At 68.5% G+C, this 17,763-nt stretch carries 21 protein-coding genes; 9 read left to right on the top strand and 12 right to left on the bottom strand.

Features of this window, described 5'->3' with window-relative positions; translation table 11 throughout:
• Nucleotides 1–5: 5 nt before the first annotated feature.
• Entirely contained in the window at nt 6–590 is a 585-nt protein-coding gene (locus tag ABNQ40_RS32545) for a cob(I)yrinic acid a,c-diamide adenosyltransferase (RefSeq protein ID WP_109049935.1), read from the bottom strand.
• A 9-nt stretch (nt 591–599) separates the two neighbouring features.
• Nucleotides 600–794 carry a twin transmembrane helix small protein gene (locus tag ABNQ40_RS32540; RefSeq protein WP_098735145.1) on the bottom strand — a complete coding sequence of 65 codons (195 nt, stop codon included), beginning with the start codon at nt 792–794 and terminating at the stop codon, nt 600–602.
• A 148-nt stretch (nt 795–942) separates the two neighbouring features.
• On the opposite strand from ABNQ40_RS32540, the gene ABNQ40_RS32535 reads away from it, so the two are divergent.
• Together ABNQ40_RS32535 and ABNQ40_RS32530 are read left to right on the top strand one after the other, a co-directional pair.
• A complete protein-coding gene (locus ABNQ40_RS32535) occupies nt 943–2,430 on the top strand; it encodes a GH1 family beta-glucosidase (protein WP_247879788.1) in 1,488 nt (495 codons plus the stop codon).
• Between the two features lie 22 nt (nt 2,431–2,452).
• A complete protein-coding gene (locus tag ABNQ40_RS32530; protein ID WP_109049937.1) occupies nt 2,453–2,881 on the top strand; it encodes a hypothetical protein in 429 nt (142 codons plus the stop codon).
• Between the two features lie 19 nt (nt 2,882–2,900).
• On the opposite strand, the gene ABNQ40_RS32525 is transcribed toward ABNQ40_RS32530, so the two are convergent.
• Entirely contained in the window at nt 2,901–3,227 is a 327-nt protein-coding gene (locus ABNQ40_RS32525) for a hypothetical protein (protein WP_247879789.1), read from the bottom strand.
• Nucleotides 3,228–3,473: 246 nt separating this feature from the next.
• Between ABNQ40_RS32525 and ABNQ40_RS32520 the strand changes: the two genes are divergently transcribed.
• Nucleotides 3,474–4,457, top strand: coding sequence for a peptidoglycan-binding domain-containing protein (locus ABNQ40_RS32520; protein ID WP_109049938.1), 984 nt, complete (start codon nt 3,474–3,476; stop codon nt 4,455–4,457).
• Between the two features lie 28 nt (nt 4,458–4,485).
• Here the strand turns inward: ABNQ40_RS32520 and ABNQ40_RS32515 are convergent, their stop codons facing one another.
• Nucleotides 4,486–4,716, bottom strand: coding sequence for a DUF1178 family protein (locus ABNQ40_RS32515; protein ID WP_098735150.1), 231 nt, complete (start codon nt 4,714–4,716; stop codon nt 4,486–4,488).
• Between the two features lie 214 nt (nt 4,717–4,930).
• On the opposite strand from ABNQ40_RS32515, the gene ABNQ40_RS32510 reads away from it, so the two are divergent.
• A complete protein-coding gene (locus ABNQ40_RS32510; protein ID WP_282187200.1) occupies nt 4,931–5,533 on the top strand; it encodes a CatB-related O-acetyltransferase in 603 nt (200 codons plus the stop codon).
• Nucleotides 5,534–5,546: 13 nt separating this feature from the next.
• Here the strand turns inward: ABNQ40_RS32510 and nth are convergent, their stop codons facing one another.
• From nth to ABNQ40_RS32480, 6 genes are all read right to left on the bottom strand, one after another.
• Nucleotides 5,547–6,227, bottom strand: a complete 681-nt coding sequence (gene nth / locus ABNQ40_RS32505) for an endonuclease III (RefSeq protein ID WP_247879790.1) — start codon at nt 6,225–6,227, stop codon at nt 5,547–5,549.
• Between the two features lie 87 nt (nt 6,228–6,314).
• A complete protein-coding gene (locus tag ABNQ40_RS32500; protein WP_109490940.1) occupies nt 6,315–7,088 on the bottom strand; it encodes an ABC transporter ATP-binding protein in 774 nt (257 codons plus the stop codon).
• 11 nt (nt 7,089–7,099) lie between these two features.
• Nucleotides 7,100–7,876 (bottom strand): ABC transporter permease, encoded by a 777-nt coding sequence (locus tag ABNQ40_RS32495; protein WP_109049940.1) that lies wholly within the window; start codon nt 7,874–7,876, stop codon nt 7,100–7,102.
• Nucleotides 7,877–8,090: 214 nt separating this feature from the next.
• Complete coding sequence (gene alr / locus ABNQ40_RS32490) at nt 8,091–9,209, bottom strand: alanine racemase (RefSeq protein WP_391349212.1); 1,119 nt, start codon at nt 9,207–9,209, stop codon at nt 8,091–8,093.
• 5 nt (nt 9,210–9,214) lie between these two features.
• On the bottom strand, nt 9,215–10,720 hold the full coding sequence (locus ABNQ40_RS32485; RefSeq protein ID WP_109049942.1) for a replicative DNA helicase: 1,506 nt from the start codon (nt 10,718–10,720) through the stop codon (nt 9,215–9,217).
• A gap of 153 nt (nt 10,721–10,873) precedes the next feature.
• On the bottom strand, nt 10,874–11,458 hold the full coding sequence (locus tag ABNQ40_RS32480) for a TIGR00730 family Rossman fold protein (protein WP_109049943.1): 585 nt from the start codon (nt 11,456–11,458) through the stop codon (nt 10,874–10,876).
• A 144-nt stretch (nt 11,459–11,602) separates the two neighbouring features.
• Here ABNQ40_RS32480 and ABNQ40_RS32475 point away from each other — a divergent pair, with 144 nt between their 5' ends.
• From ABNQ40_RS32475 to ABNQ40_RS32465, 3 genes are all read left to right on the top strand, one after another.
• Complete coding sequence (locus tag ABNQ40_RS32475; RefSeq protein ID WP_109049944.1) at nt 11,603–12,088, top strand: cytochrome c; 486 nt, start codon at nt 11,603–11,605, stop codon at nt 12,086–12,088.
• 3 nt (nt 12,089–12,091) lie between these two features.
• Nucleotides 12,092–12,988, top strand: coding sequence for a c-type cytochrome (locus ABNQ40_RS32470; protein WP_391349211.1), 897 nt, complete (start codon nt 12,092–12,094; stop codon nt 12,986–12,988).
• 209 nt (nt 12,989–13,197) lie between these two features.
• Nucleotides 13,198–14,274 (top strand): LysM peptidoglycan-binding domain-containing protein, encoded by a 1,077-nt coding sequence (locus ABNQ40_RS32465; RefSeq protein WP_391349289.1) that lies wholly within the window; start codon nt 13,198–13,200, stop codon nt 14,272–14,274.
• Between the two features lie 221 nt (nt 14,275–14,495).
• Here the strand turns inward: ABNQ40_RS32465 and ABNQ40_RS32460 are convergent, their stop codons facing one another.
• Complete coding sequence (locus ABNQ40_RS32460) at nt 14,496–14,903, bottom strand: hypothetical protein (RefSeq protein ID WP_391349210.1); 408 nt, start codon at nt 14,901–14,903, stop codon at nt 14,496–14,498.
• An 88-nt stretch (nt 14,904–14,991) separates the two neighbouring features.
• A complete protein-coding gene (gene corA, locus ABNQ40_RS32455; protein ID WP_391349209.1) occupies nt 14,992–16,017 on the bottom strand; it encodes a magnesium/cobalt transporter CorA in 1,026 nt (341 codons plus the stop codon).
• 151 nt (nt 16,018–16,168) lie between these two features.
• On the opposite strand from corA, the gene ABNQ40_RS32450 reads away from it, so the two are divergent.
• Together ABNQ40_RS32450 and ABNQ40_RS32445 are read left to right on the top strand one after the other, a co-directional pair.
• Nucleotides 16,169–16,693: a hypothetical protein gene (locus tag ABNQ40_RS32450; protein ID WP_109049949.1), complete on the top strand. Its 525-nt coding sequence runs from the start codon at nt 16,169–16,171 to the stop codon at nt 16,691–16,693.
• Nucleotides 16,694–16,799: 106 nt separating this feature from the next.
• A complete protein-coding gene (locus ABNQ40_RS32445; protein WP_109049950.1) occupies nt 16,800–17,711 on the top strand; it encodes a ribose-phosphate diphosphokinase in 912 nt (303 codons plus the stop codon).
• The last annotated feature ends 52 nt before the right edge of the window (nt 17,712–17,763 follow it).

Genomic DNA, 17,763 nt, shown 5'->3' with positions numbered 1-17,763 from the left:
TGGACTCAGCGGTTCGCGCCGGGCACCCACAGCACGTCGTCCGCCCCGTTGCGGTTCACCACCCGGCTCAGCACGAACAGATGGTCCGACAGCCGGTTGACGTATTTCAGCGCCGCCGCGGTCACCGGCTCGTGCCGTGCCAGATCGGTCATCAGCCGCTCCGCCCGGCGCACCACGGTGCGGGCCAGATGCAGATGCGCCGCGGCCGGCGAGCCGCCGGGCAGGATGAAGGAGGTCAGCGGCGCCAGACCGGCGTTCATCGCGTCGATCTCCGCCTCCAGCCGGTCGACCTGGGCCTGCACGATGCGCAGCGGCGGGTATTTCGGCTCCTCCTCCTCCGGCGTGCAGAGGTCGGCGCCCAGATCGAACAGATCGTTCTGAATGCGGCTGAGCATGGCGTCGGCGTCCGGCCTATCGCCACCGTGCAGACCATGGGTGTGCAGGCGCGCCATGCCGATGACGGCGTTCGCCTCGTCCACCGTGCCGTAGGCGGCGACGCGGCGGTCGCCCTTCGGCACCCGGCTGCCGTCGCCGAGCGAGGTTTCGCCGGCGTCGCCGCCGCGCGTGTAGATCTTGGTCAGCTTAACCATGGGGAAGCGTCAGCCTTGGGTCAGGATGGCGAGGACGAACAGCAGCAGGGCAGCCCCCTGGAGCATCACGCGCAGCCGCATCGCCTTGTTGGAGCGGCGCGGGTCGCCCCTCCCGCCGCGGGCCATGAAGAAGAGGCCGACGAACAGCGAGCCGACCACCGCCAGCATCGCCATGACCATCAGGATGGGGAAGAGAGTCTGCATCGGCTCACTATATCCCAGCATCCGGCCCGCGCCTATGGCGACGGAATCGGGACTTGGGGTAATCACCCGGTTGCCAACTCCGTTGGACTGCATACAGTGCGCGGCGGCAGGACCGGGGAAGCCGGCGGAACGGGCTGGCGGAACTGACATGACTTTGGAGAAGCAGGCGATGCAGCGGCGGACTTTCCTGAAGACGGCCCTGAAGGCGACCGCGGTCACCGCGGCCGGCACCGGCGCCCTGGCGGTGCTGGGCCGCGAGGCTGTCCAGGCCGCTCCCGGGGCCGCTCCCGCCGCGGTCCCGTCGGTGTCCTTCCCGATGGACTTCCTGTGGGGCGTCTCGACCTCCAGCTACCAGATCGAGGGCGCCGTCGCCGAGGATGGGCGCGGCCCGAGCGTCTGGGACACCTACAGCCATTCCTTCGGGCGGATCGCCAACGGCGACACCGGCGATGTCGCCTGCGACCATTACCACCGCTATGCCGAGGATGTGGATCTGATGGCGAAGGCCGGGATGAAGGCCTACCGCTTCTCCATCGCCTGGCCGCGGGTGATGCCGCAGGGCACCGGTGCCGTGAACGTCAAGGGTCTGGACTTCTACGACCGGCTGACCGATGCGCTGCTGGCGAAGGGCATCCAGCCCTGGCCCTGCCTGTTCCATTGGGACCTGCCGCAGGCGTTGCAGGACAAGGGCGGCTGGACCAACCGCGACATCGCCGGGTGGTTCACCGACTACGCGCTGGCGGTGACCGCCCGGCTGGGCGACCGCGCCCGCAACTGGGCGATGCTGAACGAGCCGTCGGTGGTCGCCATCTTCGGCCACGGCACCGGCGGGCATGCGCCGGGCCTGACCGGCCGCCAGAACTGCCTGAAGGCGATCCACCACCAGAACCTCGCCCAGGGTACGGCGCTGGCGGCGCTGCGCAAGGCCGGCGGCAAGAACTGGCGGCTCGGCACCGTGCTGTCGCTCCAGCCGTCCTGGCCGGTCGGCGGGCTCGACTCGAACTATCCCGCTTCGCTGATGTGGGACGCCCTGTGGAACCGCTCCTGCCTGGACCCGCTGTTCAAGGGCCGCTTCCCGGAGCAGCTGGAGGCCGAGTTCTCCCGCATCGCCAAGCCCGACGATCTGGCCCGCATCAAGCAGCCGGTCGATTTCCTCGGCGTCAATTACTACAGCCGCATGCACCAGCAGCCGGACGGGCAGGGGCTGTTCGGCACCGGCTACGGCTCCGCCCCTGAAGGCACGCGCAAGACCGGCATGGAATGGCCGGTCGAGCCGGACGGGCTGAGCGAAATCCTGGCCGAGCTGCAGGAGAAATACGGCAACCCGCCGGTCTATGTGACTGAGAACGGCGCCGATTACCCCGACAGCGTCGGCCCCAGCGGCCGGGTCGAGGACCGCGACCGCATCGCCTACCTGCGCGACCATCTGCTGGCCGCCGCCAAGTCGATCGACGAGGGCTGCAACCTCAAGGGCTACATGGCCTGGACCCTGCTGGACAATTTCGAATGGTCGGAGGGCTACCGCCGCCATTTCGGCCTCGTCCAGGTCGACCGCAAGACGATGGCCCGCACGCCCAAGGCCAGCTACGACTGGTACGCCTCGGTCATCCGCAACAACGCCGTTCCGCTGGTCTGAGCAACCGCGCTAGACTGCGGCCATGCCGAACCCCCGCCCGCCCCAGCCCACCCGATTCGCCATCCAGAAGGCGCGCGGCAAGGGTTGGAAGACGCTGGAGGTGGGGGAGGAGCTGGCCCACGCCAAGGCGCGCTTCGACCGGATGGTCGGCGTCAACCCGCGGGCCTATTTCCGGCTGATCCAGCTCGATTACAACGCCGACTCCGGCTATGAGGGCATGGAGTTCAACTGGACGCTGATCGAGCTGTACGATCCGACCCAAGGCGGCCGGGTCAGACCGGCGGCGAAGCCGGTTCCGCCCAAGCCCGGCCCGACGCCCCCGCGCAAGCCGGGCAGCAAGAGCAAGGCGGGCGAGGCGGTCGCCCTGCCGCTGCGCATCTATCTGGCGGTGATCCTGATCGGCACGCTGGCGGGCGGCCTCGTCTATCTGCACTTCGCCGGAAATCGTTGAAGGGGTGGACGGTAGAGCCTCACTCCGCCGTGTAGCCCTTGCGGCGCATGCACTGGGCGAAGATTTCCTTGCGATAGCCGAACTGCGGCGTTTCCGGCAGCGGGCGCAGCGGATAGCCGCGCAGGCGCATGGTGGCGTCCACCTGCTCGGTGCATTCGTCATAGGCGACGGTCGGCACGTCCGGGCTGGCGGTCCACTCGCGGTAGGCGGGCGGGCTGCTGCATCCGGACAGCAGGACCAGGGCGGACAGCGCCGCGGACAGGCAGGCCAGCCCCGGCAAGGCCGCCAGGAGTTGCGGGCGTGCGGTGTCGGTTCCGGCCTTGGCGCCGGTCATGGTCCCGGTCATGGCGTGCGTCCTGTTTCTTTTTCGCCCCCGATTTGACGCTACCACGTCCGGCCTTTTCCGATCCATTTTCGCACACCATTTCCGGGAACGCGCCTTTTCGGCAACGCTGCGCGGCTGACAAAGCAGACGCCCAAAAATCGCCGCCGGAAATGCGACGCAATCTGGTAACACGATCCAGGTCCCCGATTCGGGGTGAGTGTCGTGGCTCTGAAGTCGGTCTGGCGTCACGGACGAAAGGGAGAGGCAATGTCTGGGATTTCGCGGCGGGTGCATGGTGGCGCCGCGGTGGCGGCTGCAGCGCTGGTGGTTTCGGCCCTGACGGTGGGAGCACCGGGCCCGGCATGGGCCGAGGCGTCGGTCGCCGACATCCAGTGGGCGCAGACCATCCTGAAGGACAAGGGCTACAACATCGGCGGCCGGGCCAAAGGCCAGATGACGCCGGAAACCCGGTCCGCGCTCAGCGCCTATCAGAAGTCGGCGGGCCTTCCCGCCACCGGCAACCTCGACCAGGCCACCATCGCCAAGATGATGGGCGAGCGCGAGAGCAAGGCGGCGCCGACCATGGGCAGCCTGTCCAAGAGCCAGGTCGGCCAGACCCGCCACGACAAGGAGGTGGCGCCGCGCGCCGCCCCGACCGGCCGGGTCGAATCCGGCAACGAGAGCGTCGGCGGCATGGCCCAGTTCGGCGGCGCCCCGGTGTCGTCCTCTTCCTCTTCGTCTTCTTCCTCCGCGTCCTCCTCAGCCAGCCACAGCGCGCCCGCCGCGGCACCGGCTCCATCGGCCCGTCCGTCGGCCCCGGCAGCCAGCGCGGTGACCTCCAGCGCGCCGCGCCCGTCAGCCAATACCCCTGCGGCCAATGCATCGGCCCCCCCAACGTCCAACACGTCCGAAGGGCCGACTCCGCAGGCGGCACCGCGCGGGGCGGTGGCAGCGACCACGCCGGACGGCAAGCCGGCCCCGGTCGAGGAACCGGCGGCGGTCGGCGCTGCCCCCTCGATCTGGCAGTCCAATGCCGCGCGGGCCGGTGTCGCCGGGCTGATCGCCGCGACGCTGGGCGGCATCGGCTTCGCCTGGTGGCGCAGCGGCCGCGGTGCCGATCCGCTCAGCCGGCCGCCGGCCGGCGACGACCGGCCGCGTGAAAACCGCGTCGAGCCGAGCTTTGGCACCCCCCGCCGCCGCGAGGAGCTGACCACCGGCCCGCGGCTGACGGCGGAGGCCCGGCGGCGCTGAGCGCCGCCGCCCCCAGCCCGAACATCGGTCACATCATCATCGGGCAGCCGCCTCCGCCGCAGCCGCCGGGGCCGCAGGCGGGGGCGGGCGCCGGCTGGGACTTTCCGACGCGCGGCGCCATGATGGCCTTGGCGACCTCGGTGCCGCCGCAGGACGGGCAGGGGATTCCGGCGGCCTTTTTGGTGTCGTAATCGGCCATGTTGTCGAACCACTGGTCGAAATCATGGCCGCAGGCGCAGTGCAGGGCGTAGACGATCATCGCGGGAAGCCTCGAAAAGCGGAAGTCCGGGCGCTCTTCTAGCCAGCCCTCCGGTGTCCCGCCAGGATCTGCATCAATCGCAGCCGCCTCCACCTCCTGGAACGGGATCCTGGCGGACGCAAATCGCTTCACTTCAAGTGTGGGATCGGGGAAGGTAATTTTGGCGTACTGCCTCAGTATCCCGATTGAAAGTACATAGAAAATGTATCTAAGAATGAAACATCAGAAGACGGATGAGGATATCCTATATGATTTTATAATCGGTGGGATGCCCTGTCCGGTTTCCGTCGGCGCATTCACCTACTTCTCGGCATCGATGGAACTGGTTGCTTACGCGGAAGCCGGGAAGATCACGATTGGGCGGTTCTGCTCAATTGCCGAAGGGGTGCGTATCCATTTCGGTGGCATGCACGCCATGCAAGGGGCATCGACCTATCCGGCGGAAATGCTGGCGGACTGGATGCCCGAGCTCAATGGACCGCACAGCACCTTCAGCAAGGGTCCGGTTACCATCGGTAACGATGTCTGGATCGGTGACGGTGCATCCATTCTTTCCGGTGTCACGGTTGGGGATGGCGCTGTGATCGGAGCGTGCGCGGTCGTCTCGAAAGACGTTCCGCCCTATACCATCGTTGCCGGTAATCCTGCCAGGGTCATACGCAAGCGCTTGGCGGACGCTGACATTGACTTTCTTCTGTCGTTGCAATGGTGGTCCTGGCCGACCGACAAGCTGCGGAAATTCGCCCCTTACCTGTTCGGCAAAAGCGACATAGACGCCCTTCGCGTTGCTCTGAGCCGCGACCCGGATGGTCGCTGATGCCCGCCACCGCTCAGCGTGACGTGGTGACGCCGACCCGCGCGCACATCGACAGCAGCGGGCAGGTGGAGCAGCGCGGCCGTTCGCCGGTGCACACCCATTTGCCGAAGGGCACCAGCCGCTCGTTGATCTCCACCCAGTAGCGTTTCGGCAGCACCGCCAGCAGCGCGGCCATCGTCTTCTCGGGGTTGCGCGCCTGCACGTAGCCCCAGCGGTTGACGATGCGGTGGACATGGATGTCGACCGCCAGCGCCGGGATGCCGAAGCCGACCGCCAGCGTCAGCGCCGCGATCTTCGGCCCCACCCCATGGAAGCGCATCAGCCCGTCCGGCGTGTCGGGCACCTCGCCGCCCTGTTCCTCGACGATGCGGCGGGACAGCGCGCGGATGTCGCGCGCCTTCGGTTCGGGGAAGGTGGCGCCGTGCAGCAGCTCCACCAGCCGCTCCTCCGGCAGGGCGGCCATGGCGGCCGGCGTGCCGGCGACGGCGAACAGCCGTTCGGCGACCTCCAGGCTCGTCTCGTCCCGCGTGCGGGCGGAAATCAGGCTGGCGACCAGCTGCTGGAACGGGGTGGCATAGCCGCGGTCGCGCAGCTCGAACATCGCCGCCTTGGGATAGGGGGCGACCGCGACCCGCAGGCGGCGGAAGACCTCGTCGATGTCGAAGTCCTGGGACGTCGCGGGCTGCACACTCACGGGAGGCCACCTCCGGGGAACGGGCTGCCGAAGAGCCCTGTCCGGTAACCGGCAAATCCCCCGATTGTTCCGCCCGTCCTGTCCCGCTTACAGCGCCTTGATCTGCATCTTGATCGGCCCGTCCGCCCGGCCATGGACGAACTGGTCGACATAGGCGTTGCCCGAATTGTCGATGTCGCGGGCGTGGCCGGTCCAGATGATCCGGCCCTGGTAGATCATGGCGATGCGGTCGGCGATCTTGCGGGCCGAAGCCATGTCGTGGGTGATGGTGACCGCGGTGGCCCCGAGATCCTTCACGCACTGCACGATCAGCTCGTTGATGACGTCGGCCATGATCGGGTCGAGGCCGGTCGTCGGCTCGTCGAAGAAGATGATCTCCGGCTCGTCGGCGATGGCGCGGGCGAGGCCGACGCGCTTCTGCATGCCGCCCGACAGCTCCGACGGCGACAGCTCCGCCACGTCGGGGGTGAGGCCGACGGCGCCCAGCTTGGCGACGGCGATCTCCTTGGCCTGGGATCGGGGCATATGGGCACCCTGGATCAGGCCGAAGGCGACGTTCTCCCAGACCTTCAGACTGTCGAACAGGGCGGCACCCTGGAACAGCATGCCGAACTTGTGCAGCAGCTTCTCGCGCTCGCGCGAGCGCAGCCGGGTCGTCTCGACGCCGTCGACCTGGATCAAGCCGGAATCGGGAGTCAGCAGGCCGAGGATGCTCTTCAGCATCACCGATTTGCCGGTGCCCGACCCGCCGATGACGACCAGCGACTCGCCCTTCGCCACCTCCAGATCGATGCCGTTCAGCACCGTCTTCGGGCCGAAATGCTTGGTGACGTTCTTGAGCGCGATCTTGGGAACGGTCATTTCGATGGCGCTCACTTGGTCGAGAAGAAGAGGCCGGTGATCAGGTAGTTCCACACCAGGATCATGATCGAGGCCGACACCACCGCGTTGGTGGTCGCAGCCCCGACGCCCTGGGCGCCGCCCTTGGAGTGGTAGCCGTGGTAGCAGCCCATCAGCGCGATCAGGAAGCCGAAGATCGCCGCCTTGACCAGACCGGAGATGACATCGACCGGCTGGAGGAATTCCCAGGTGCGGTTGATGTAGCTGGCGGCGTTGAAGTCCAGCCGGTAGACGCCGACCAGGAAGCCGCCGAAGACGCCGATGATGTCGGCGACGATGACCAGCAGCGGCACCATGGTCAGCCCGGCGATCAGCCGCGGCGCCACCAGATACTTGTAGGGGTTGGTCGACAGGGTGGACAGGGCGTCGATCTGCTCGGTCACCCGCATGGTGCCGATCTCCGCCGCCATGGCGGCGCCGATGCGCCCCGCGACCATCAGGCCGGCCAGCACCGGCCCAAGCTCGCGCGTGATCGACAGCACGACGACGGTGGCGATGGCGCCCTCCGCCTGGAAGCGGGAGAAGCCGCTGTAGCTCTGCAACGCCAGCACCATGCCGGTGAACAGCGCGGTCAGCCCGACCACCGGCAGCGAGTAATAGCCGATGTCGATCATCTGCCGCAGGATCTGGCGCGGATAGAGCGGCGGCCGCACGCAGTGCGACAGGGCGGACCCGGTGAACAGGGCAAGGCGTCCGGTCGCTTCCAGGAAGATCAGGAAGGCCCGGCCGGTGGCGGCAAGGAAACCCATCAGTCGGACCGCATCCTTGGTTTGAGACTCATTTGGGCGATGCGGTCATAGCACCGATGAACGGCTAGGTCATCCTTGGACTTTGCAATGGTGGCCGGATGGGCTTGGTGTGGTGATTCTGCCCTCTCTCCCCGCTTTCGGCGGACCACAGGTCCGCCTGTCGCGTCAGCGCAAACAAAGTTTGCGCGTGAGCGGGGGGAGAGGGGAAAGCCGGTCACCCACCCACATAAACCCGGTGATAGCGCCGGCCGAGCGAGGTCAGGACCTCGTATCCGATGGTGCCGCCCTCCGCCGCCACGGTGTCGACCGGGCGGCTGGGGCCGATCAGCTCGACCATGCGGCCGGCCTGGGCCACCGACTCCGGCAGGCCGGTCACGTCGATGGTGATCAGGTCCATCGAGATGCGGCCGACGATGGGGGCGGCGACGCCGTCGACGAAGACGTGCCCCTTGCCGCTCAGCGAGCGCAGATAGCCGTCGGCATAGCCGACGCCGATGGTGGCGATCCGCGCCGGGCCGGTCACCCTGTGGGCGGCGCCATAGCCGACCGTCATCGGGGCGTTGCAGTTGCGCACCTGCAAAAGCCGCGCATCCAGCCGCACCGTGCCGCGCATCGGGTTGGGCAGATGCGGCGTCGGGTTCACGCCATAGAGCGCGCAGCCCGGCCGGGCGAGGTCGAAGTGATGGTCCGCGCCGTGGAAGATGCCGGACGAGTTGGCGAAGCTGGCCTTCGCCTTGGGCAGCCGAGCCAGCGCCGAGCGGAAGCGGTCGAGCTGCTCCCCGGTCATCGGGTTGTCGAACTCGTCGGCGCAGGCGAGGTGGGTCATCCAGTAGCGGACGTCGATGCCCTCCAGCCACTCCGGATGGCCGGCAAGCTCGTCCAGCTCGTCGGGGCCGAGGCCCAGCCGGTTCATGCCGGTGTCGATGTGGATCACCGCCGGCAGAACCTCGCCGCGCGACACGGCGAAGGCCCGCCACGCCGCGATGTCGCCCAGGTGGTTCAGCACCGGCAGGATGCGGCCGGCGAGGAAATCCCCCTCATGGCCCGGCGGCAGCCCGCCCAGCGAGAAGACCTGCGCGTCCGGAGCGACCGGCTCCAGCGCCCGGCGGACGGCGAGCGCCTCCTCCAGCTGGGCGACGACGAAGGTCCGGCAGCCGGCGGCGGCCAGGGCCGGCACAACCTGCGCCACCCCCAGCCCATAGGCGTCGGCCTTGACCACGGCGGAACACTCCGCCGGCGCCACCCGGTCGCGCAGCTGCGTCCAGTTGGCGACGACGGCGCCGAGATCCACGGTGAGGATTGCGCAGGCGCGCAGGCTCTGGTCGCTGGTCACTCTGGTCACTCGTCGGTCTGGTGGTGCTGGTCGAGATCGCCGAACTTGGTGAACTGGCCGTCGAAGTAGAGACGGACGGTGCCGATCGGACCGTGACGCTGCTTGGCTATGATCACCTCGGCGGTGTTGTGCACCTCGCCCAGGCGCTGCTGCCAGCGCTGATAGCGGTCGTTGAACTTGTCGTCGCTCTCGTCGGGCCGGCGCGAAGGCTCGGCGCGCTCAAGATAATACTGTTCGCGGAAAACGAACATCACGACGTCGGCGTCCTGCTCGATGGAGCCCGATTCGCGAAGGTCGGCCAGCTGCGGACGCTTGTCCTCGCGCAGTTCCACCGCGCGGCTCAGCTGCGACAGCGCCACCACCGGCACGTCCAGCTCCTTGGCGATGGCCTTCAGGCCGCGGGTGATCTCCGAGATTTCCTGCACCCGGTTCTCCGCCCCGCGCGAGGAGGAGCCGCGCAGCAGCTGGAGATAGTCGACCACCACCATGCTGAGCCCCGAGGTCCGCTTCAGCCGGCGGCAGCGCGTGCGCACCGCGGCGACCGACAGGGCCGGCGTGTCGTCGACATAGAAGGGGCAGCGCGCCAGATCCTGGCTGGCCTGGACGAACTTGGGGAAGTCGGTGTCGCGGATCTCGCCGCGGCGGATCTTGTCGCCGGGCACCTGCACCTCGTCGGCGAGGATACGGGTGGCGAGCTGTTCCGCCGACATTTCCAGCGAGAAGAAGCCGACGACGCCGCCCTCCTGGCCGCTGGAGCGCATGTGCGCCTTGGCGGCGTTGAAGGCGATGTTGGTGGCGAGCGCCGTCTTGCCCATCGACGGGCGGCCGGCGAGGATGATCAGGTCCGACGGGTGCAGGCCGCCCAGCTTGCGGTCGATGTCGATCAGGCCGGTGGTGACGCCGGTGACATGGCTGGAGCGGCGGAAGGCCGCCTCCGCCGTCGTGATGGCGTGCTTGACCGACTCGCCGAAGGCGACGAAGCCGCCCTGCACGTCGCCGGTGGAGGCGAGGTCGAACAGCTGCTTCTCCGCCTCGCCGATCTGGTCGAGCGCGGTGATGTCGAGGTCGTGGCGGTACGCCTCGTTCACCATGTCGGTGCCGACCTCGATCAGCTGCCGGCGGATGAACAGGTCGTGGATGGTCTTGCCGTAGTCGCCGGCATTGACCACCGTCACCACGTTGGCGGCCAGTTCCGCCAGATAGGCGCTGCCGCCTTCGACCGCCAGTTCGGGATCGTTGTCGAACAGGGCCTTCAGCGTGACCGGGTTCGCGATCTGGCCGCGGTCGACCATCTTGGTGATGGCGGCGAAGATGCGCTGGTGGGCCGGATCGTAGAAATGCTCCGGCCGCAGGAACTCGCCGACCTTCTCATAGGCCTTGTTGTTGACCAGGATCGCGCCCAGCAGCGCCTGCTCCGCCTCCTCGTTGTTGGGGGGCGTTCGGTATTCCGCCGTCGGCTTGACCGCGGCGGAGGGGCGGGGATCGAACAGCGATGAGGTCTGGTTGCTCATGGAGGACACAGTATCAGAAACAGAACGCGAACGCTCGGTGAAGGGCGGGGAGCCATCCACAAAAGCTGTGCACAGAAGTTATCCACAGGTTGGGAAGTCTGGGGATAACGGCGGGAAGGGCTTCGAAGCCGGAGCCCTGCATCTTCCTGGGCTTTACATCTTCCCGGGCTGGGCCGGATGCGCCTGGTCGGGCATCGCCCCCAGCGCCTCGAACACGCCGTCGACATGGTCGGCGACGCGGTAGAGGGCGGAGCGGTCGATGCGGGCGAAGCCCTGGGCGACCATATGGTCGATCAGCCCCAGGAGCGGGCGCCAGTAGCCGTCGACGTCGGCGATGACGATGGGCTTGTCGTGCAGCTGAAGCTGCTTCCAGGTCAGGATCTCGAAGGCCTCGTCCAGCGTGCCCAGGCCGCCCGGCAGGATGACGAAGGCGTCCGACCGCTCCACCATCATGCGCTTGCGGGTGTGCATGCTGTCGACGACATGCAGCTCGGTCAGGCCGGTGTGCTCCACTTCGGCCGACTGGATGTGTTCCGGGATGATGCCGACCACCTCGCCGCCGGCGGCTATCGCGGCGTCGGCGGCGATGCCCATCAGCCCGACCCGGCCGCCGCCATAGACCATGCGGATGCCGCGCCGCGCCAGCCCGTCGCCCAGCGCGTGGGCGGCTTCCTTGTGGACATCGGCGACACGGGACGACGCACCGCAATAGACGCAAACGGACGACAGGCTCTTCATCGCGGGTCAACCTTTCTCGCCGCCGCCACCCATCGGAAGCGCGGCCGGAAAAAATCTGGCGAATGCCATGGAATATCGGGCGGGGGCGGCGCGTCAACAGCGGCACAGGCACCGTTAAGCCACGGCATCATCGGGAGGGACCACATGAGCAACCGGGTCGTCAATGTTCTTGCGGCGGCATCCGTCGCCGGTCTGATGTTCACGCTGTTCGGCATGTCGGCCGGCGCCGCCGGCGCCGCCGATCCGGCCGAGCAGGTCAAGGACCGGCAGCAGACCATGAAGAAGCTGGGCGGCGGCATGGGCGCCGTCGCCAAGTTCGTGAAGAACGAGGGCGCCACCGCCGAGGATGCGGCCAAGGGGGCGGAAGCCGTGCTGGCGGTATCCAAAATGGACCCGAAGAAGATCTTCCCCGAAGGCACCGCCGTCGGCGTGGCCGATAGCGCCGCCAAGCCGGAGCTGTGGAAGAGCTGGGCCGAGACCCAGAAATACTGGAGCGCCGTCCAGCCGGCGGCCGAGAAGCTCGACGCCGCGATCAAGGGCGGCGACCGCGCGCAGATCGCCCAGGCGCTCGGCGCCACCTCCAAGACCTGCGGGAGCTGCCACGAGGACTTCCGCGTCAAGAAGAACTGACCGGTGCGGCGCGTCCTGACCGCCGCGGCGATGCTGCTGCCGCTCGCCTTCGCGGGCGGCAGTGCGCGTGCCGCCGGTGAAGCTCCCGCGGGCGAAGCGGTCAGCGACGCCGTCAGCCGGGGCGCCTACATCTTCAACGCCGCCGGCTGCCTCGGCTGCCACACCGACGAGAAGGGCGGCGGCCAGCCGCTGGCCGGCGGCCGGGCGCTGGCGACCCCCTTCGGCACCTTCTACACCCCGAACATCACGGCGGACCCGGTGAACGGCATCGGCCGCTGGAGCGACGCCGACTTCATCCGCGCCGTCCGCGAGGGCGTGCGGCCCGACGGTGCCGCCCTGTTCCCGGCCTTTCCCTATGCCAGCTACACGCGGATGACCGACCGTGACCTGCTGGATCTGAAGGCCTATCTGCTCAGCCTGCCGGCGGCCCCGGCCGCCAACAAGCCGCACGACCTGTCGCCGCCCTTCTCCTGGCGGTTTCTGGTGCCGGTCTGGCAATGGATGTACCTGACCCCCGGTCCGGTCGCCGACGATCCGGCCAAGCCGCCGGCCTGGAACCGCGGGCGCTATCTGGTCGATGCGCTGGGCCATTGCGCCGAATGCCACAGCCCGCGCACCCAGCTGGGCGGGCTCGATGCCGACCGCTACCTCGCCGGCAATCCGCAGGGCCCCGACAACGACAAGGTGCCGGGCATCACCGGCTCCAAGGCCAAGGGCAAGGGAATCGGCGACTGGTCCGACGGCGACCTGTCGCTGTTTCTGGAAGCCGGCCTGACCCCGGACGGCGACGTCGCCGGCGGCGCCATGGGCGAGGTCGTGCGCAACACCACCTCCAAGCTGACCGCCGAGGACCGCGCCGCCATCGTCGCCTATCTGAGGACGGTGCCGGCGAAGGAGTGAGTCTTCACTGCAACAGGCGCCGATTTGGTGCGGAATCCTGATCCTATGGGGCAATCGAGCCCGTTTGGCGGATGGTTTCGCTCCAACGGCGCCATTCTTTTGCGACCTGTCCTTCTGCTATAGTCAGTCACCCTGCCAGTGTGGCGGGCCGCCGGATGGGTGCTCAGGTGAAACGAAACGCGTTGTTCGCAGCTTTGGGCGTGGCTCTGATGGGTGGGGCGGCGGCAATCGCCCTTTGGCCCGCCGGGAAACCCGCGACTGGGCCGGCGACCGGACCGGCGACCCTGGCCTCCGCTCCGGCCCCCGTTCCCACGGCGGCACCGGCCCAGACGGCGGCGCGCAGCGAGACGCAGAAGGCCGCACCGGCAACGCCGGCGGCAGCCCCGGAACCGGTTAAGGAACAGGCCAAGGAACAGGCGAAGCCCGCGGCTCCCAGCTTCGACGTGGTGCGGGTGGCGCCGGACGGGGCGACGGTGATGGCCGGCCGTGCCGCTCCCGGATCGGAGGTGACGGTCACCGATGGCGGCACGCGCGTCGCGTCGGCCAAGGCCGACCAGCGCGGCGAGTGGGTGATGCTGCCCGACAAGCCGCTGTCGCCCGGCACCCGCGAACTGAACCTGACCGAGACCCGTCCCGGCACCGACGCCCCGCGTCCCGCCGACAAGGTGGTCGTGGTGATGGTGCCGGAACCCGCGGCGAAGCCCGGATCCGAATCGCCTGCCGCGCCGGTCGCGGTGGCGGTGCCGCGCGACGGGCTGGCCGGCGCCGCGCCGGCCATGGGCGGCAGCTCGCTTTTGCAGGCCCCGCCGCTTCCCGACAACGGCGCCCCGCCGCCGCCGGGCGGCGTGTCGGTGGAGACGATGGACTACGATCCCGCCGGCCGGGTGGCGCTGGGCGGGCGGGCGGCGCCCAACAGCGCGGTGCAGCTCTATCTCGACAACATCCTCGTCGGCAGCGCCCACAGCGACCCCAAGGGCAACTGGCGCCTGACCCCGGAAAAGCTGATCGACCCCGGCCTCTACACCCTGCGCGCCGATCAGGTCACCCTGTCCGGCAAGGTGGTGTCGCGGGCCGAACTGCCGGTCCAGGTCTCCGCCATGCCGGCATCCGCCACCGACGGGCGCAACATCGTCGTCCAGCCCGGCAACAGCCTGTGGCGGCTGGCACGCCGCACCTATGGCGACGGCATGCTCTACACCACCATCTACACCGCCAACCGCGAGCAGATCCGCGACCCGGACATGATCTATCCCGGCCAGATCTTCGCGCTGCCGCAGGTGAATTGAGGCGCGCTGCCCCTTCGGACGTTGTGGGTTTCCGGAATTTTCATCGGCCGTCATCCCCGCGAAGGCGGGGATCCAGGCTTACCGATTGGCCACGCTTGGGAAACACTGGATTCCCGCCTTCGCGGGAATGACGGCCGAAAGAAGCTCGTGATTGAAGCCAGCAGTCAAGCTGTTCAAATCCAAGGCTTCCCCCGGCAAACCCCATAAAAACTTACAAACTCTCAGCCCGCCGGCCTCCGCCCGATGGCGGCCCAGCCGAGCGGGGTGAGGCGCAGCACCTCCGGCCCTTCGCCGGCCGGATTCGGCTCCAGGCTGACCAGTTCGCGGTTTTCGAACCAGGCCCAGCGCGCCACTTCGGCGGTGGTGCCGGTCCAGCCGTCGGCCAGCCGCTTCAGAACGTCGAGGTCGGCCGCCGCGATAGGGAAGCGCGGCTTCGCCACTGCCGGCTTGGCGGCCGGCGCCGGTGCTGCGGTCACCGGTAGCGGCGGGGCGTCGGCCCCGGCGCGGGCGCGGATCCAATCGGTCTGGTAGCCGCGCAGCGCCTGTTCCAGTTCCGTGCGCGCGGCCTCCACCGGGCAGCGCAGATAGGCGTCCAGCAGGGCGTGCAGCGTGTTCGTCGCGTCGGTCATGTCCCTCACCAAACTCCAAAACCAACCATGTCAAAGGTGCCGATCCAAGCGGGCCACCCCGATCCGTCGCTGTCCGGCCGGGTTGCCGTCACAGCCATCCGGTCCGCCGGAAGCGGACATACAGCGCGGTGCAGACCACGGCGATCACCGCCAGCACCGCGGGGTAGCCGTACCGCCAGTGAAGCTCCGGCATATGCTCGAAGTTCATGCCGTACAGGCCGGCGACGGCGGTCGGCACGGCGAGGATGGCGGCCCAGGCGGCCAGCTTGCGCGTCACGTCGTTCTGCCGCGCGGTCGCCAGGATCATACTGGTTTCGAAGGCGAAGGACAGCACCTCGCGCAGCGAGCCGATCTGTTCGTTGACGCGGATCACATGGTCCTGCACATCGCGGTAATAGGGCCGGATCGCCGGGTCGATCATCGGCAGGTCGAAGCGCTCCAGCCGGGAACAGACCTCCAGCATCGGCGAGGCGTTGCGGCGCAGCCGTTCCAGGTCGCGGCGCAGGCGGTGGATGCTCTCGATCTCCCCCATGGTCGGCGGCCGGACGATCAGCATCGCGTCCAGCTCGTCCACGGTGGTGGCCATCTGGTCCAGAACCGGGAAATAGCAGTCCACCACATAATCCATGATGGTGTAGACGATGAAGTCCTCGCCATGTTTCAGAAGCTGCGGCGCGCTTTCCGCCCGCGCCCGCACCGGCGAATAGCTGGTCGAGGCGCCATGCCGCACGGTGACGACATAGCCGCGGCCGGCGAAGACATGGGTCTCCCCCAGCACCAGCTCGCCGTTTTCCAGCCGGGCGGTGCGCAGCACCATGAACAGGCTGTCGCCATAGACGTCCAGCTTCGGCCGCTGGTGGGCGTGCAGGGCGTCCTCCACCGCCAGCTCATGCAGGCCGAACTGCCGCTTCACCTCCATCAGCAGCGCCTCGTCCGGCTCCCACAGGCCGATCCAGACGAAGTGGTTTTCCTTGGCCGCCCAGGCTCCGGCCTCGGCGATGGGCACCTCGGCGATGCGACGGCCGTCGCAATAGGCGGCGCTCGCCACCACGCCGTTGCGGGGCTGGTCAGCGGAAGGGGATGGGGAAGGGGAGGGGGAGGGCAGCTGCGTCATGGAGTGGAAAACCGGAAGAGGGGCGGCAGGTCGCCGCCACTCTAAAGAGGTTCCCCGGCAGCGTCGACGGATCCGCTGCCGCCGTCCGGGCGGAGAGGCGGTCTCGTGCGTTCTCATTGCCAAGGACCAGCTTGGACGGAGGGGGAGGGCGATGTTCCAATCGGCGACACGGGGGATGTATCTGCTGGCGGCGGTGACGCTCAGCATTTTCTCCCTGCTGTTCATCGGCCTGTCCGCCCTGACGGTGGTGGAGGGCGTGGTCGCCCTGGACAGCGCCGTCCTGACCTCGGCGATGCTGGACGGGGTGGGGATGATCGTGCTGGCCATTGCGGTGTTCGAGATCGCCAAGTACCTCTACGAGGAGGAATTCATCCGCGAACGCGAGCTGCGCCGCGCCGACGAGGCCCGCCGCACCCTGACCAAGTTCCTGACCACGATCATCATCGCCGCCAGCCTGGAGGGGCTGGTCCTGGTGTTCGAGGCGCGCACCAGCGAGATTTCCGCCATCGTCTATCCGGTGATGCTGCTGGGCGTGGTCACTTTGCTGGTGGTCGGGCTGGGCGCCTTCCAATGGCTGGCGCGCAAGGCCGAGAGCATCCATGTCGATCCCGCCGCCTCCGAGGCGGACGAGGCCGAGCAGGACAAGCGGCCGGGGGGCCAAGCCGATGGCGATTAGGCCGACGATGTCGGCCTTTTGCCGTGCCGCCTTTTGCCGTGATTGACCCGCCCATACTGCCTGCGCCAAGCTTGCTGCCGTCCAAGGTGGTAGAGGGAGAAGGGGCATGGCCCGCAATACGGGCAACTACACGGCCGTCTATGGCTTTCCGGAATCGGCGGACGCCGCGCGCCGTCTGGCCCAGGCTCTGGAAATCCCCTGCCACATCGCCGAGCTGCACCGCTTCCCCGACGGCGAAAGCCTGGTCCGGCTGCCGGAGCCGGTGGAGCGTGCCATCGTCTACCGCTCGCTCGACCGCCCGAACGACAAGCTTGTCGAGCTGACGCTCGCCGCATCGGTGCTGCGGCGCCAGGGGGCGACCGACCTCTGTCTGGTCGCGCCCTACATGGCCTACATGCGCCAGGACGCCATCTTCCGGCCGGGCGAGCCGGTCAGCCAGACGGTGGTCGGCGACTGGCTCGGCCGCTGCTTCGACCGCTTCGTCTGCGTCGAGCCGCACCTGCACCGCACCCACACGCTGGACGAGGTCTTCGTCGGCCGCCCGTCCGTCGCGCTGAGCGGTGCCGCCCCCATCGCCGAGCATCTGCGCGCGAACGGCGTGACGTCGGGCACCGTCATCGTCGGCCCGGACGAGGAATCCGCCCCGCTGGTGGAGGCGGTGGCCGGCCCGCTCGGCCTGACCGGCATCGTCGGCCGCAAGGAGCGGCGCGGCGACCGCGACGTGACGGTGGCGCTGCCCCCCGACGCGCCGATCCATGGCCGGCCGGTGGTGATCGTCGACGACGTCATCAGCTCCGGCGAGACGATCTTCTCCTGCGCCCGCGCGGCACGGGTCCTGGGGGCGAGCCGGGTGCAGGTCTATGGCGTCCATGCCCTGTTCAGCGACATCGTCGCCGAGCGCTTCACCGCCGAAGGGCTGGGCCGCCCGCTGTCCTGCGACGGCGTGCCACACCCTTCCAACGCCCTGTCGCTCAGCGGCCTTCTCGCCGACGCAATCGGGTCTCTTTGTGCCTCCTGACTGCATTCAATGAAGCATTGGCAAAGAGACGGCGCCCTTCGACGAAGCAAAC

This window comes from Azospirillum sp. A23, from assembly GCF_042938965.1.
GTDB classification, from domain to species: domain Bacteria; phylum Pseudomonadota; class Alphaproteobacteria; order Azospirillales; family Azospirillaceae; genus Azospirillum; species Azospirillum melinis.
The sequence above is the reverse complement of the archived record's forward strand: the minus strand, read 5'-3'. Positions and strand labels throughout refer to the sequence as shown.

Excerpts from the sequence above, each read along its gene's own strand:
- ABNQ40_RS32545 (WP_109049935.1), bottom strand. The coding sequence starts at position 590 with ATGGTTAAGCTGACCAAGATCTACACGCGCGGCGGCGACGCCGGCGAA.
- ABNQ40_RS32540 (WP_098735145.1), bottom strand. The coding sequence starts at position 794 with ATGCAGACTCTCTTCCCCATCCTGATGGTCATGGCGATGCTGGCGGTG.
- ABNQ40_RS32535 (WP_247879788.1), top strand. The coding sequence starts at position 943 with ATGACTTTGGAGAAGCAGGCGATGCAGCGGCGGACTTTCCTGAAGACG.
- ABNQ40_RS32530 (WP_109049937.1), top strand. The coding sequence starts at position 2,453 with ATGCCGAACCCCCGCCCGCCCCAGCCCACCCGATTCGCCATCCAGAAG.
- ABNQ40_RS32525 (WP_247879789.1), bottom strand. The coding sequence starts at position 3,227 with ATGACCGGGACCATGACCGGCGCCAAGGCCGGAACCGACACCGCACGC.
- ABNQ40_RS32520 (WP_109049938.1), top strand. The coding sequence starts at position 3,474 with ATGTCTGGGATTTCGCGGCGGGTGCATGGTGGCGCCGCGGTGGCGGCT.
- ABNQ40_RS32515 (WP_098735150.1), bottom strand. The coding sequence starts at position 4,716 with ATGATCGTCTACGCCCTGCACTGCGCCTGCGGCCATGATTTCGACCAG.
- ABNQ40_RS32510 (WP_282187200.1), top strand. The coding sequence starts at position 4,931 with ATGAAACATCAGAAGACGGATGAGGATATCCTATATGATTTTATAATC.
- ABNQ40_RS32500 (WP_109490940.1), bottom strand. The coding sequence starts at position 7,088 with ATGACCGTTCCCAAGATCGCGCTCAAGAACGTCACCAAGCATTTCGGC.
- ABNQ40_RS32495 (WP_109049940.1), bottom strand. The coding sequence starts at position 7,876 with ATGGGTTTCCTTGCCGCCACCGGCCGGGCCTTCCTGATCTTCCTGGAA.
- ABNQ40_RS32485 (WP_109049942.1), bottom strand. The coding sequence starts at position 10,720 with ATGAGCAACCAGACCTCATCGCTGTTCGATCCCCGCCCCTCCGCCGCG.
- ABNQ40_RS32480 (WP_109049943.1), bottom strand. The coding sequence starts at position 11,458 with ATGAAGAGCCTGTCGTCCGTTTGCGTCTATTGCGGTGCGTCGTCCCGT.
- ABNQ40_RS32475 (WP_109049944.1), top strand. The coding sequence starts at position 11,603 with ATGAGCAACCGGGTCGTCAATGTTCTTGCGGCGGCATCCGTCGCCGGT.
- ABNQ40_RS32465 (WP_391349289.1), top strand. The coding sequence starts at position 13,198 with ATGGGTGGGGCGGCGGCAATCGCCCTTTGGCCCGCCGGGAAACCCGCG.
- ABNQ40_RS32460 (WP_391349210.1), bottom strand. The coding sequence starts at position 14,903 with ATGACCGACGCGACGAACACGCTGCACGCCCTGCTGGACGCCTATCTG.
- corA (WP_391349209.1), bottom strand. The coding sequence starts at position 16,017 with ATGACGCAGCTGCCCTCCCCCTCCCCTTCCCCATCCCCTTCCGCTGAC.
- ABNQ40_RS32450 (WP_109049949.1), top strand. The coding sequence starts at position 16,169 with ATGTTCCAATCGGCGACACGGGGGATGTATCTGCTGGCGGCGGTGACG.
- ABNQ40_RS32445 (WP_109049950.1), top strand. The coding sequence starts at position 16,800 with ATGGCCCGCAATACGGGCAACTACACGGCCGTCTATGGCTTTCCGGAA.